Below are 14,780 nucleotides of genomic sequence, written 5' to 3'. Positions count from 1 at the left end.
GGGCTTTCCTTCCTTGCTCAGCCGCGCCGCGGCGACGGGGTGGTCGGCCCGGGGAAGAACGCGGTGGTGGCGCCGGCCGTCTCGCCGCCGTCCACCACCAGCTCCTGCCCGGTGAAGAACGACGCCTCGGCGGAGGCGAGGAAGTGGAACGCCGCGGCGATCTCCGCGGGGTCGGCGTGCCGGCGGGCCGGGATCCGGTCGTTCACCTCCGCCAGCATCTCGTCGGTGTACTCCGCGCGCTGCATCGGCGTGAGCACCGCGCCGGGGGTGACGCACCCCGTCCGCACGAGCGGGCTCAGCTCCATCGCGAAGGTCTGGCACAGCGACGCGACGCCGGCCTTGGTGGCGTTGTACCCGGCGTAGAGCGGGTAGCCGCGCGAGCCGTTGACCGACGCGGTGGCCAGCAAGACCCCGTGCCCCTGTTCGAGCATGAGGGGCGCCGCGTGCCGCCACAGCGCCAGCACGCCCATCAGGTTGACGTCGATGGTGCGCCGGACGTCCGCCTCGGTCATCTCCAGCACCCCGCCGCGGATGCTGATCCCGGCGTTGGCGATGACGACGTCCAGCCGGTTTTCCTCCGCGTGCACGGATTCGACGGCTTCCCCGACGGCCGGCCAGTCGGCGACGTCCACCTCGAGCCAGCTGATCGAACCGGGCCCGTCGCCGGGCCGGCCGGTGTCCTCCGGCTTGGCGACGTCGAAGTTCACGACGCGGTCGCCGCCGTCGGCGAACCGCTCGGCGGTCGCCCGCCCGATGCCGCTGGACGCTCCCGTGACGATGATCGTGCGCATGGTCGTCCCCTTCAGATGATGACGCGGTGGCGGCCGGCGCTGACACCCGCGAGGTTGCGGCGCAGGTTGCGGCTGATGGTGAGCTTCTTGAGCCAGCGGTCCGTGCCGTCGTAGCGCGCCTGGAACGACCGCCTGCCGTGCGCGGCGAGGTAGTTGTCGACGATGAGCAGCGTGCCGGGGCCGACCACGACCTCCTGCTGCGCCCGCGTCAGCTCGGCCATGAAGCGGTCGAGCGCCTCGGCCGCCTCCCAGTCGTCGTCGGCGCAGCGCATGAACGGGCGGTCGATGCGCATGTACGGGAACTGCCGGTCGCCGAAGAGCACGCTGGTCGGCTTCGGCGAAGCCACCATGCGGCGCAGCTTCTCCAGCGCGGGGTGGGCCGGGTCGCTGGTCGCCAGCTGCCGGATGTGCTCGGCGTCCGGGAAGATGTAGTACCGGTCCTCGGACAGGATTTCGAAGTCGCGGTCGTCGAGGCGGACGTCGCGGACCGAGGAGACGATCGTCGGCACGCGGTCGGCGTTGCGCAGGCCCAGCAGCATCAGGTAGTCGCACCGGTTCGGGTGGAAGCCGTCCTCGGTGTGGAACTCCAGCAGGCTTTCGCTGCCGTACCCGCTCTGCTTCTTCTCGTCGCCGCGGATCGGCAGCACGTTCTGCACGATGCTGCCCTCCTGCAGCGTCGCCCAGCCGAACGGCTCACCGAGCACGGTGCCGCACAGCGCCAGGATGATCTCCTGCGTGCGGGCGGACGTCGTGGTGATCGCGTCACGCCAGTGCGGTGGGGTGGCGCCGATCCGCGTGTCGTCGACCGGGATGCCGTGGATGAGGCAGGCGGCGGCCGGCTCGGTCCGCCGGAAGTCCTCCAGGAACCCGCGGAGCCCGGCCGGCAGCCGCGAGGCCAGCTGCCACACGCGGTCGTAGAACGACTCGGCGAGCGGGTCGCCGCAGGTCTCCTCGACCTGCGGGACGAGCGCGAGCAGCTCGGCCGCCTCCGCGGGCGGCAGCACGTACTCCCGCGGCTCGACGCCGGCCGGATCCTGGACAGGGGTGGGTGCGGACAACGGCTGAGTTGTCATCTTCGGTCCTTTCGCGAAACTCTGCCCGGATCGGCCGGGGTGGTGAGGTGGTCCTGTGCCGGTGGCCCGGCGAGGGTCACGAGCGGAGCGCGGGCAGGGTCCCGCGGTGGTCTCCGCCCGGGTCAGAAGGTCGTGCCGAAGTGGGCGATGAACTCGTTGAGCTCGTCCTCGTCCAGGTCGATCAGCGGACCGTCCCGGTCTTCCGGCTCGTCGGCGACCGCCACGGCTTTGGGCGCCATGCCCGCCAGCGCCGCCACGGTCTTGTGGGTGAAGACGTCCCGCGGGGAGATGTCCAGGCCGGCCTTGCGCGCCGCGGTGACCAGCCGGATCGACATGATCGAATCGCCACCCAGCCGGAAGAAGCTGTCGTCGATGCCGACCGCGTCGAGCTCGAGGACCTCCGCGAACAGCCGGCACAGCAGCGCTTCCCGCTCGTCGCGCGGGGCCCGGCTGCCTTCCGACGGCCCGAACCCGGGCGCGGGCAACGCTTCCCGGTCCAGCTTCCCGTGCGGCGTGGTCGGCAACGCGTCGAGCTCGACGACGGCCGCCGGCACCAGGTACTCGGGCAGCTGGGCGGCGGCCTGGTCGCGCAGGGCCGCCGGGTCGAGCTCACCGGGCCGCTCCGCGAGGACGTAGGCGACCAGCTGCTTGACGCCGGGCACGTCCTCGCGCACGACGACCGTGGCGTGCCGGACGCCCGGAGCGGCGGCGAGCACCGCTTCGATCTCGCCCGGTTCGACGCGGAAGCCGCGGATCTTCACCTGGTCGTCGGCCCGGCGCACGTAGTCGAGCCGGCCGTCCGGCCGCCACCGGGCGATGTCGCCGGTGCGGTACAGGCGGGAACCCGGGCCGCCGAAGGGATCGGCGACGTACCGGCCGGCCGTGAGCGCCGGGCGGTGCAGGTACCCGCGGGCCAGGCCGCTCCCGGCGATGTAGACCTCGCCGGGCACACCCGCGGGCAGGGGCCGCAGGTTGTGGTCGAGCACGTGGACGCGGGCGCCGGTCACCGGCCGGCCGATCGACGGCGGCTCCTCGCCGGTGAGCGGCTCGCTGATCGTCGCGACGATCGTGGTCTCGGTGGGGCCGTAGATGTTCAGCATGCGGCGGCCCGCCGACCAGCGGCCGGCCAGGTCCACGGGGCAGATCTCCCCGCCGACGACAACCGTGACGTCATCGGGCAGGCTGCCGTCCGGCATCGCGGCCAGCGAAGACGGCGGCACCGTCAGGCAGTGCACCCCGGTCCGCGCCACCCAGTCCGCCAGCGGCTGACCCGGCAGCATCTCCTCGAAGGAACCGACGACCACGCAGGACCCGCTCAGCAGCGCGGTGTTCAGCTCGCCCATCGCGCCGTCGAAGCTGGGCGAAGCGAACCACAGCACCCGCCGGCCGGGCCCGAGGTCCAGGTTCCGCCGCTGGGTGGCCACAAAACTCGCCAGGCCGGCGTGCGTGACGAGGACTCCCTTGGGCTGGCCGGTCGAGCCCGACGTGTAGATCACGTACGCGCCGCAAGCGGGCAGCAGCGGGCGGGGCCGGTCCTCGTCGGTCACCTCCGCGGCGTCGGCGGGCACGGCCAGCTCGTCCAGAGACAGGATCCGGTCCGGCGGGGTCCCGGCCACGGCGTCCGCGGGCACTCCGCCGGTCAGGACTAGGTCCGGGTCGGCGTCGGCGAGCATGAACGCGATCCGCTCGGCCGGGTAACCGGCGTCGACCGGCATGTGCGTGGCGCCGGTCTTCCAGACCGCCAGGATGGTCACCACCAGCCGCGCGCTGCGGGGCAGCATGACCGCGACGATCCGGTCGGGGCCGGCGCCGTGGTCGAGCAGCACCCGCGCCAGCCGGTTGGACTCGGCGTCCAGCTCCGCGTAGGTCAGCGTCTCGGAGCCGGTGAGCACGGCGGGCGCGTCCGGGTGCGCGGCCACCCGGGCCGCGAACAGCGCGGGGATGGTCGCGGCGGGCTCCGCGGGGGCGCCGGTGGCCCATTCGCCCAGGACGGCCTCGCGTTCCGGTTCGCTCAGCAGCTCCAGCCGTCCGACCGGCGTTTCCGGCGCCTCGACGACCGCCGTCAGCACCCGCAGCACGCGCGTCAGCAGGCCCGCGGCCGCATCCCGGGTGTAGAGGTCGGTGCGGTGCAGCAGCTTGAGGTCGAGCTCCTCACCCGGCCGCACCAGCAGCCGCAGCGGGTAGTGTGCGGTGCCGGCGACCGTCGGCTCGCGCAGGGAGATGCCCAGCCCGGGCACCTGTTCCTGCACCGGCGAGTGGTCGGTCTGGGCGTTTTCGAAGCCGACGATGGTGTCGAACAGCTCGCCCAGCCCGGTCAGCCGCTGCAGCTCCGGCAGCCCGACGTGGTGGTGCGCGATGAGCTCGGCCTGTTCGGCCTGCATCCGGGCCAGCGCCGTGGTGAGCGGTTCGGCCGGGTCGAGCACGGCCCGGACGGGCACCGTGTTCATGACCAGCCCGATCACTTCGCCCGCGGCGGGCAGGTCCGGCGCCCGCCCGGAGACGGAGGCGCCGAAAACGACGTCCCGGCGGCCGGTCAGCTGCTCGAGCGTCATGGCCCAGGCGCCGTGCAGCAGGGTGTTCACGGTCAGGCCCGCGGCGCGAGCCGCCTCGGTGAGCCGGGTGGTGGCCGCGGCGGACAGCCGCTCCGTCACGACGGCTTCCGCCGCGGACGTGGACAGATCGGCTTGCGGGGCAACAAGAGTCGGCTCGTCGACGCCGGCGAGCGCCTCGGCCCAGGCGCGTCCGGCGGCCTCGGCGTCCTTTGTGGACAGCCAGGCGAGGTGGTCGCGGAACGGGCTGACCGCCGGCATCGACGTGCCGTCACCGCCGCGGGCGTACAGCGCGAACAGGTCGCGGAAGACCAGTGGCAGGGACCAGCCGTCCAGCAGGATGTGGTGGTCGGTGAGCACCAGCAGGTGCCGGTCGGCGGCCAGCCGGACCAGCAGCACCCGCATCAGCGGCGCGGTCGCGACGTCGAACGGGCGGTCGTGCTCCTCGGCCAGCAGCTGCTCGACGCGCGTCTCCTGCGCCGCCGGGGCCAGCCCGGCGAGGTCCTGCTCGCGCCACGGCATCGTCACCGACGGGAGCACGACCTGCACCGACCGGCCGGAGCCCAACCGCGTGAAGCAGGCACGCAGGTTCGCGTGCCGCGTCAGCAGAGCGTCGAAGGCCGACCGGAGCACGGCGGGCGCCAGCTCGCCGGTCAGCTCCAGCACCTGCTGGGTGAGGTACGGGTCGATCCGGTCGGGCGCCAGCACCGCGTGGAAGCTCATGCCCTGCTGCAACGGCGTCAGCGGCCACACCTCGGCCGCGTCCGGGTAACGCGTGTCGATTTCGGCCTGTTCGTCCTCGGTGAGGGTGAGCAGCGGTCCGGACGGCGGCGCTTCGGTGGCGGCCGGGCCGGTGGTGACCGGCCGGGCGGCGAGCGCGGCGACCGTCTGGTGCACAAAAACGTCCCGGGGGCTGACGTCCAGCCCGGCCCGCCGGCTCCGCGCGGCCACCTGCATCGACAGGATCGAGTCGCCGCCGAGGGTGAAGAAGTTGTCGTGCACGCCCACCGTCTCGACGTTCAGGACCTCGGCGAACACCTCGCACAGCAGCCGTTCCCGGTCGTCGCGGGGGAGCACACCGCCCTCTTCGCCGCGGAAGCTCGGCGCGGGCAGCGCGGCCTTGTCGACCTTGCCGTTCACCGTGACCGGCAACGCGGTCAGCTCGACCACCGCGGCCGGGACCATGTACGCCGGGAGAACGGCCGCGACCGCGGTCCGCAACGCCGTCGAGTCCACCTTCGTGCCGGGCTTGCCGGTCACGTAGGCCACCAGCTGCGGGACACCCGGCCGGTCTTCGCGGGCGACGACCACACTGCGGTCCACGGCCTCGGCCGCGTCCAGCACGGCCTCGATCTCGGCCGGCTCGACCCGGAACCCGCGGATCTTGATCTGGTCGTCGGCCCGGCCGGTGAACGCGACGACGCCGTCGGCCTGCCACCGCCCGCGGTCGCCGGTGCGGTACATGCGGGACCCGTCCGCGGCGAACGGGTCGGCGACGAACCGCTCCGCCGACAGCGGTGAGCGGCCGAGATAGCCACGCGCGAGACCCGCGCCCGCGAGGTACAGCTCGCCGTCGACCCCGGGCGGGACCGGCCGCAGGCTGTCGTCGAGGACGACCACGCGCAGGCGGTCCGCCGGCCGGCCGATCACCTGGCGGTCGTGCTCGGCGACGCGGCTGTACATCGCGTCGATCGTGCATTCCGCCGGGCCGTACAGGTTGTAGACGGAGACGCCGGACGCGGCGCGCAGGCGGGTCCACAGCGCGTCGTCGATCGCTTCCCCGCCGAGGGCGAGCGTGCCGACGCCGGTGTCGAAGAGGCCGGCGGAGATCAGCTGCCGGGCGAAGCTGGGGGTCGTGTCCAGGACGTCGACCGAATGGCGGCGCACGTAGTCCAGCAGGGCCTCGGGGTCGGTCCGGACGGTGTCCTCGACCAGGTGCAGCTCGTGCCCGGCGACCATCCACAGCAGCTGGCTCCACGACGCGTCGAACACCAGGGAGTTGGTGAGCGCCGCGCGCAGCTGCCGGCCGCCCGCGGCCGCCGTCTCCGGGGCGAAGAAGTGGTCGTGGTGGCTGTGGAACATGTTGACCAGGGCGCGGTGCTCGACCGCGACACCCTTGGGCCGCCCGGTCGACCCGGACGTGTAGATGACGTACGCGAGGTTCTCCGGGCGCAGACCGGTGCCGGTGAGGGGCGCGGCCGGCTCGCCGTCGTGCGGGTGTTCGTCGAGCAGCAGCCGGGGGATGTCCGCGCCGGGCAGGCCGGCGGCGATCTCGCCGGTGGTGACGACCAGCGCGGGGGACAGCTCGGTGAACACGGCGGCGATCCGGTCGGCGGGCTGCTCGGTGCTCACCGGCACGTACACCGCGCCGGCCTTGAGGATCGCGAGCAGCGTGGTGACCGCGCCGGCCGACCGCGGCAGCGCCATCGCGACGGACCGCTCGGGCCCGGCGCCGAGCGCGGTCAGCCGCCGGGCGAGCCGGTTCGCTTCGCGGTCCAGCTCGGCGAAGGTCAGCCGCTCGGCGCCGCAGGTGACCGCGGGGGCGTCCGGCGTGCGCGCGGCCTGCGCTTCGAAGAGGTCCACCAGCGTGCCGGAAGGCGCGGGGCCGGCCGGCGGGTTCCACTCTTCGAGCACCCGCCGGTGCTCGTCCTCGGTGAGCAGCGGCACCGCGCCGGCCGCGGTGTCCGGCCGTTCGACGATGTGGCGCACCAGCAGGGCGAGCCGGTCCACCAGCGTCCGCGCGGCCGCTTCGGAGTACTGGTCCGCGCGGTAGTTCAGCTCGAAAGTTGTTGGCGTGCCGGGGAAAACGGCCAGGCTGAGCGGGTAGTGGGTGCCCTCGGGCACGTCCTCGACGATGCCCTGGGCGAGCGCGACACCGAGGCCCGGGATGCCGCCGGCCGACGGCGGGAGCGGGTAGTTCTCGAACGCGATCGTCGTGTCGAACAGCTCGGCGTGCCCGCTCACCCGGTGGATGTCCGCGAGGCCGAGCTGGTGGTACTCCCCGAGCATCGCCTGCTCGTCCTGGATCCGGTCCAGGAGCGCGGACACCCGCTCGGCGGGGTCGACGCGCACCCGGACCGGGACTGTGGTGATCAGCAGCCCGACCATGCGCTCGATGCCGGGCACCACGGGCGGCCGGTCCGCCACCGTGCACCCGAAAACGACGTCCCGGCGGCCGGTCAGCATGCCCAGCAGGAGCGCCCACGCGCCCTGCACCACCGTGTTCACGGTCAGGTTGCGCGAGCGGGCCGTCTCGGTGAGCGCCGCCGACAGCTCGCCGGACAGCTCCAGCCGGACCCGCTGCTGCCGGTGTTCGCCGGCGGCCTGGCCGCGGCCGAGCAGGGTCGGCTGTTCCAGGCCCGCCATCGCCGCCGTCCAGGCCGCTTCGGCCTTGCCGCGGTCCTGCGCCGCCAGCCAGCCGAGGTAGTCCCCGACCGGCGCGGCCGCCTCGAGGCCGGAGCTGTCACCGCCGGCGCGCAGGATCCGGAAGAGATCGCCGACGACCACGGGCATCGACCAGCCGTCGAGCAGGATGTGGTGGTTGGTCAGCACCAGCACGTGCCGCCGCTCGGCCAGCTTGACCAGCGTGAACCGCAGCAGCGGCGGGTTCGTCATCGTGAACCGGCGCTCGCGGTCCTCGGTCAGCAGCCGGACCAGCCGGGGGTGCTGCTCGGCTTCGCCGAACCCGCTGAGGTCGAAGGCCGCCCACGGAACCTGCACCTTCGCCGCGATCGCCTGGAACGGCTCACCCGACCGGCGCTGCAGGAACCCGGCCCGCAGCGCGGGGTGCCGGGCGACGACGAGCTCGCACGAGCGTCGCAGCAGGTCCGCGTCCAGGTCCCCGGTGAGCTCGATCGGCACCTGCACGTTGTAGAAGTCGGTGCCTTCGCCGTCGTAGAGCGCGTGGAAGAGCATGCCCTCCTGCAACGGCGTCAGCGGCAGCACCGCTTCGAACGAGGTCGGCTTCATTTCTGGGTCTCCCATTGCGCTTCGAGTTCGGCGAGCTCATCGGCGTCCAGCGTGAGCAGGGGGGCGGCCGGCGGGACGTAGGCCGCGGTGTCCGGGCCGGCGGCGCCGGCGACCGCCGCCAGCGCCGCGACGGTGCGGTGGCGGAAGACGTCGCGCGGGGTGAGCGCCAGCCCGGCGATCCGGGCCCGCCCGGCCAGCCGGGTCGAGGCGATGGAGTCCCCGCCGAGGTCGAAGAAGTTGTCGTCGATGGCCACCCGCGACCGGCCGAGGACCTCGCCGAACAGCCGGCACAGCAGGCGTTCGCGGTCGTCCCGCGGTTCGCGGCGCTCGCGGGCCGTGGTGACCCCGGGGGCCGGCAGCGCCGCCCGGTCGAGCTTTCCGTTGGGGGTCAACGGAAGCACCGGCAGCACCACGACGGCGGCCGGGACCATGTACTCGGGGAGGACGGCCGCCGCCCGGTCCCGCACGCTCCGGACGTCGAGCTCCGTGCCGGGCCGCGGCACCACGTAGGACACGATGTGGTGCCGGCCGGGGCTGTCCTCACGGACGATCGTGGCGACCTGCCGGACCGCTTCGGCGGCCGAAACCGCCGCGTCGATCTCGCCGAGCTCGATCCGGTGCCCGCGGATCTTCACCTGGTGGTCGGCCCGGCCGAGGTAGGCGAGCGCGCCGTCCGGACGGCGGACGCCGAGGTCGCCGGTGCGGTACATCCGGGTCCCCGGCGCGCCGAACGGGTCGGCGATGAATCGTTCCGCGGTCAGCGCCGACCGGCGGGTGTACCCGTGCGCGACGCCGGTGCCCGCGATGTACAGCTCCCCGGGCACGCCGATCGGGGCCGGCCGCAGGGCGCCGTCCAGCACGAACACCCGCAGGTTGTCCGCCGGGTGCCCGACCGGGACGGCGGCGGTGCCCGCGCCCGGCTCGGCCTGCCACGACGTCGTGTAGATCGAGACTTCCGTTGGCCCGTAAAGGTTGTGGAGCGTGGCACCGCTGACGCGGGCGAACCGTTCGGCCAGCCCCGCCGTCATGATCTCGCCGCCGCAGAAGACCTGCCGCAGCTGGGTGCACTCCGCCGCTCCCGGCGCCAGCAGGAAAAGCTCCAATGTGGACGGTACGAACTGGGCCGTCCCCACGCCTTCCGCGCGGATGAGGTCCGGCAGGTACCCGGGCGCCTGGTCGGCCTCCGGCCGCGCGATGACCATCGTCGCGCCGGCGTGGAGGGTCCAGAAGATCTCCCACACCGACGGGTCGAAGCTCATCGACGTCCGCTGCAGCACCCGCTCACCCGGCGCCAGCGGGAACCGCCGTTGCATCCACCGCAGGTAGTTCACGATCCCGTGGTGCGCGACGACGATGCCCTTCGGCCGCCCGGTCGAACCGGACGTGAAGATCACGTACGCCGGGTGGACGCCGTCGACCGCGCGGTCCGGCGCCTGCTCGTCGTGGTCGGTCAGCTCGGCGAACGTGGTGCCGTCGACGGTGAGCGCCGGCCGGGCGTCGGCCGTCATCGACCGGACGCGCTCCGCCGGGTATTCGGGGTCGAGCGGCAGGTACGCGGCCCCGGTCCGGAGCACGCCGAGCAGCGCGACGATCAGCTCGACCGACCGTGGCAGCGCCACCGCGACGACGTCGCCGGTCCCGATGCCCCGGCGGGCCAGGCCCGCGGCCAGCCCGGCCGCGCGGTGTTCGAGCTCGAGGTAGCTGACGCGCTCGGTCCCGCAGACCACGGCTTCGGCGTCCGGGGTGCGCCGGACCTGGGCGGTGAACAGCTCGTGCAGCGTGCCCGGCGCGGCGTCGCGGTGCGTGGAGTTCCAGCGGTGCACCAGATCCCGGCGTTCTTCGGCGCCGAGCAGGTCGACCTGGCCCAGCGGGATCTCCGGCCGGTCCGCGAAGGCTTCGAGGAACCGGGTCAGCCGGGCCAGCAGCGTCTCGGCCTGCCCGGCGTCGAACAGGTCACCGCGGTAGGTCAGTTCCAGGCGCAGCCGCGCGCCCGGGTAGACGATCAGGCTGAGCGGGTAGTGGGTGACGCCGGTGCGGTCGGCTTCGGTCATGGCGATCCGCAGGCCGGGCACGGTCCGGCGGATGGCGTCGCGGTCGACCGGGGCGTTCTCGAAGACCATCGTGGTGTCGAACAGCTCGCCGAGCCCGAGGTCACGCTGGATGTCGATCAGGCTGTGCTGGTGGTGCGGGGTCAGCGCGGCCTGCTCGGCCTGCACCTGGGTGAGCACGTCGGTGAGGCGGTGGCCGTCGGTCAGCTTCACCCGCACCGGGACGGTGTTCATCACGAGCCCGACGAGGTCGCCGACCCCGGCCAGGTGCGGCGGGCGGGCCGACACCGACGTGCCGAACACGACGTCACGGCGTCCGGTGAGCAGACCGAGCACCGTCGCCCAAGCCCCTTGGAACACCGTGTTCAGCGTGAGGTTCCGGGCCCGGGCCTCGCGGGACAACGCCGTCGAAAGCTCTTCGGAGAGCGTGTGCACGGCCAGCGCGGGCATCGCGGTGGACGGCGGTGCGCCGGCGGCCACCAGAGCGGGCTGCTCGAACCCGGCCAGCGAGTGCTTCCAGGCGTCGGCCGACTGCTCCTGGTCCTGCCCGGCGAGCCAGCGCAGGTAGGCCGCGAAGGACACCGCCGTCGGGAGGTTTTCGCCGCTGCCACCCGCGGCGTAGCACGCGAACAGGTCGCGCAGCATGATCGACATCGACCAGCCGTCGAACAGGATGTGGTGGCTCGTGAAGACGAGCAGGCGCCGGTCTTCGGCCAGGGTCACCAGCGTGAAACGCAGGAGCGGGGGTGACGCCATGTCGAACCGCGTCGCTTTGTCGACGGCCAGCAGTTCGGCGAGCCGCGCTTCCCACGCCGTGCCCCGCAGGTCGTGCTCGGCCCACGGGACCGTCACGGTGTCGGCGACGATCTGCCGGGCCTCCCCGAGCTCGTCGTGGTCGAAACCGGCGCGCAGGGCGTCGTGGCGGGCCACCAGCGCGGTGACGGCGGCGCGCAGCACCGGCGCCGAAACGTCGCCGGTCAGCTCGAAGACCTTCTGCCCGATGTAGGGGTCGGCGCCGTCGCCCGCCGCGAACACCGTGTGGAACAACATGCCTTGCTGCAACGGCGAAAGCGGCAGCACCGGCGACTCCGCCGGAGCGGACTCACGCAGCAGCGAGCGGTCTTCGGCGGGCGCGTCGGAGTCCCGGACGGCGGTGGCCATCGTCGCCACCGTCCGGTAGGTGAAGACCTCCTGCGGCGTCAGGGCCACGCCCGCCCGGACCGCGCGCCCGGCGAACTGGACGGCGGTGATGGAGTCGCCACCCAGGTCGAAGAAGTTGTCGTCGATGGTGACGTCGACCGCGCCGAGGACGTCGTGAAGCAGTTCGCACAGCACGGTTTCGACGCGGTCGCGGGGCGCGCGGCCGTCCGTCGCGCCCCGGAAACCGGTGACGGGCAACGCGTCCCGGTCGATCTTGTTGTTCGTGGTCAGCGGGAAGCTTTCCAGCGCGACGACCGCGGTGGGCACCATGTGCTCCGGCAGGGCCGCGGCGACCCAGGCGCGCAGGGCCGCGGGATCGACCACGCCGCCGTCCGTCGGCACCGCGTAGGCGACAAGACGGTGGACGCCGGGCGGCTCCTCGCGGGCCACCACGGCGGCCCGGGCCACCGACGGGTGCGCGTCCAGCCGGGTTTCGATCTCCCCGAGCTCGATACGGAAACCGCGGACCTTCACCTGGCGGTCGGTCCGGCCGATGAAGTGCAGCTGACCGTCACTCCGCCAGAAACCGGTGTCACCGGTGCGGTACATCCGGGCGCCCGCGGCGCCGAACGGGTCGGGCACGAACCGCTGGGCGGTGAGCCCGGTCCGCCGGTGGTAACCGTAGGAGACACCGGGACCGGCCAGGTACAGCTCGCCGGAAACCCCGGGCGGGACCGGCCGGAGCGCGTCGTCGAGCACGTACACCCGGGCGTTGAGGATCGGCGCGCCGATTGAGGGCACACCGGGGCCGGACAGCGCGGGGCTCATCGTCGTGAAGACGGTGCTTTCCGTGGCGCCGTAGACGTTGTGCAGCTGCTGCGTGTCACCCCAGCGCTGCACCAGCTCGCCGGGCAGGGCCTCGGCCCCGACCGCGATGATCAGGTTTTCGGGCAGCGAACCGGGGGCGAAGGTCGCGAGCACGGACGGCACCGTGCCGACACACGTGACGCCGTGCGCGGTGACGAACTCCGCCAGCTGCGCGCCCGGCAGCAGGTGGGCCGGCGCGATGACGGCGCAGCCGCCGCTCGTCAGCCAGGTGCACAGCTCCCACAGCGACGGGTCGAAGCTGGGCGAGCTGATCATCAGGACCCGCTCACCCGGCCGCGGCCGCAGGACGTCGACCTGCGTGGCCGCGAAGTCCGCGAGGCCGGCGTGCGGCACCAGCACACCCTTGGGGCGGCCGGTCGAACCCGACGTGTAGATCATGTACGCGATGTCCGCCGGGACCGGCGCGATGTCCAGGTTGTGGTCGTCGGACGCGGCCAGCTCGGCCGCCACCTCCGGGTCGTCGAGGTACAGCCACGGCGCGTCGCCCTGCTCGGTGAGGCTGGTGGCGCGGTGGGTGACGACGAGCGCCGGTCCGGCGTCGGCGAAGACCCCGGCGATGCGCTCGGCCGGGTAGGTCGGGTCCACCGGGAGGTAGGCCGCGCCGGTCTTCATCACCGCGAGCTGCGTCACCAGGGTGTCCAGGCCGCGGGACATGACCACGGCGGCAAACCGGCCGCGGCGCACCCCGCGCGCCAGCAGGAGCCGCGCCAGCCGGTTCACGCGGGCGTTGAGCGTCGCGTAGTCGAGCGTCACGTCGTCGGCCACCACGGCGTCGGCGTCCGGCGTGCGGGCCACCTGCGCCTCGAACAGGGCCGGGAGGGTGGTCCGCGGGACCGGGCGGGCGGTGTTGTTCCAGGCGCCCAGGACCCGCGCGCGCTCGGCGTCGGTCACCAGCGGGATTCGCGACGGCGGGGTCTGCGCGTCCGCGCGGGTGAAGCTGCGCAGGAACGCCAGCAGCCGGTCGCGGTGGGCGTCCACCTCGTCCTGGGTGTAGCGCCCGGCGTCGGCCGAGATCTCGACGACCTGGCCGGCGCCGCCGCCGGCGGGGTGCACGGTGATGTTGAGGTCGCCGACCGGGCCGCTGTTGAGGACGTCGACCGTGCACGGGACGCCGCCGAGGGCCGTCCGGTCGCCGGTCTGCACGATGTTGACCACCACGTCGAACAGCCGCTCCGCGGCGCCGCGCAGCTCCAGGTCCCGCCGCACGTTCTCGTGCCGGTACCGCTGGTGGGTGAGCAGGTCGCCGAGCTCGCGGGTGACGTGCCCGATCAGCTCGGCGGCGGTCAGCTCCGGCCGGAGCGCGAGCCGCAGCGGCAGCTCGTTGACCAGCATCGCCGGGGTGGTGCGCGCGGCGTCCGTGCGGCGCGCGGCGACCGGGACGCCGACGACGATGTCACGCTGGCCGGTCAGGCCGTTCAGGTACGCGGCGACGGCGGCCATGATCACCGCGGTCCACGGGGCGCGCGCCTGCCGGCCGAGCCGCGCCAGCGCCGCGCTTTCGGTCGGCGGCAGGACGGCTTCCGCGCGCAGGACGCCGGTGCCGCCGTGGGAAGCGCGGGTGGCGAGGGTGACCGGTTCCGGGCGGTCGGCCAGGCGCGTGAGCCAGTACTCGCGGTCGATCCCGAACTGCTCGGACGCCTCGTACGCGGCTTCCTCGACGGCCATCACCCCGACGGCGCCCAGCGGCGCGTCCGGGATCGGGGCGCCCGCCACCAGGGCCGCGTAGACGTCGCTGATGCGGTCGGTGAGGATGTTCAGCCCGTGCGCGTCGATCAGCGCGTGGTGGTAACAGCTGTACCAGAAGTGGTGCGCCGCCCCGAGTTTCAGCAGGACGTCCACCGCGAGCACGTCACGGCGCAGGTCGACGGGGATCCGCAGCTGCTCGTCGATCCATTGGTGCGCGGCCTTTTCCGGCTCGGCGTGGTCGGCGAAGTCGATGACCCGGAAGCTCGCGTTCGGCCGCCCGAGGTATTCCTGGTACGGCCCGGAGCCGTCGTCGTCGAAGCGGACGTCGAAGGTCTGGCACTCGTCCTGGGCCACCCGGATGGCGTGCTCGAGCAGGTCCGGCCGCAGCTCGCCCCGGATGTCGAAGCGGCGCACGAAGTTGAAGGCGGCGGAGCCGGGGGCGAACTTCTGCCCGAGCCACACACCCCGGGCCGCGGCGGTCAGCGGCACCGGGGCGCCGACGGTCGTGATCCGGCCGCGCGGACTCGTCCGGTGCCGTTCACCTTCCTGCTGCACGGGGTGCTCCTCTCAGCGGCGGACGCCCGATGCTTTCGCGCGCGGGGCGCGGGGACCAGGAAACGAACCGGCAATCGAGTT

At 73.5% G+C, this 14,780-nt stretch carries 4 protein-coding genes; all 4 read right to left on the bottom strand.

Annotated elements, in window-relative coordinates; all coding sequences use genetic code 11:
• Positions 1 to 17: 17 nt before the first annotated feature.
• Complete coding sequence (locus ACZ63J_RS45325) at positions 18 to 791, bottom strand: SDR family NAD(P)-dependent oxidoreductase (protein ID WP_465341528.1); 774 nt, start codon at positions 789 to 791, stop codon at positions 18 to 20.
• A gap of 11 nt (positions 792 to 802) precedes the next feature.
• The gene (gene gntD, locus ACZ63J_RS45320; RefSeq protein ID WP_465406999.1) at positions 803 to 1,864 is read right to left on the bottom strand and encodes a guanitoxin biosynthesis L-enduracididine beta-hydroxylase GntD; all 1,062 of its coding nucleotides are present in this window, start codon (positions 1,862 to 1,864) and stop codon (positions 803 to 805) included.
• Positions 1,865 to 1,986: 122 nt separating this feature from the next.
• Positions 1,987 to 8,382: an amino acid adenylation domain-containing protein gene (locus tag ACZ63J_RS45315; RefSeq protein ID WP_465407001.1), complete on the bottom strand. Its 6,396-nt coding sequence runs from the start codon at positions 8,380 to 8,382 to the stop codon at positions 1,987 to 1,989.
• A complete protein-coding gene (locus ACZ63J_RS45310; protein ID WP_465407003.1) occupies positions 8,379 to 14,699 on the bottom strand; it encodes an amino acid adenylation domain-containing protein in 6,321 nt (2,106 codons plus the stop codon). Before ACZ63J_RS45310 ends, ACZ63J_RS45315 begins: the two co-directional genes overlap by 4 nt.
• Positions 14,700 to 14,780: the final 81 nt, after the last annotated feature.

It is taken from the genome of Amycolatopsis sp. NPDC104863, assembly GCF_055582965.1.
The sequence above is the reverse complement of the archived record's forward strand: the minus strand, read 5'-3'. Positions and strand labels throughout refer to the sequence as shown.

Excerpts from the sequence above, each read along its gene's own strand:
- ACZ63J_RS45325 (WP_465341528.1), bottom strand. The coding sequence starts at position 791 with ATGCGCACGATCATCGTCACGGGAGCGTCCAGCGGCATCGGGCGGGCG.
- gntD (WP_465406999.1), bottom strand. The coding sequence starts at position 1,864 with ATGACAACTCAGCCGTTGTCCGCACCCACCCCTGTCCAGGATCCGGCC.
- ACZ63J_RS45315 (WP_465407001.1), bottom strand. The coding sequence starts at position 8,382 with ATGAAGCCGACCTCGTTCGAAGCGGTGCTGCCGCTGACGCCGTTGCAG.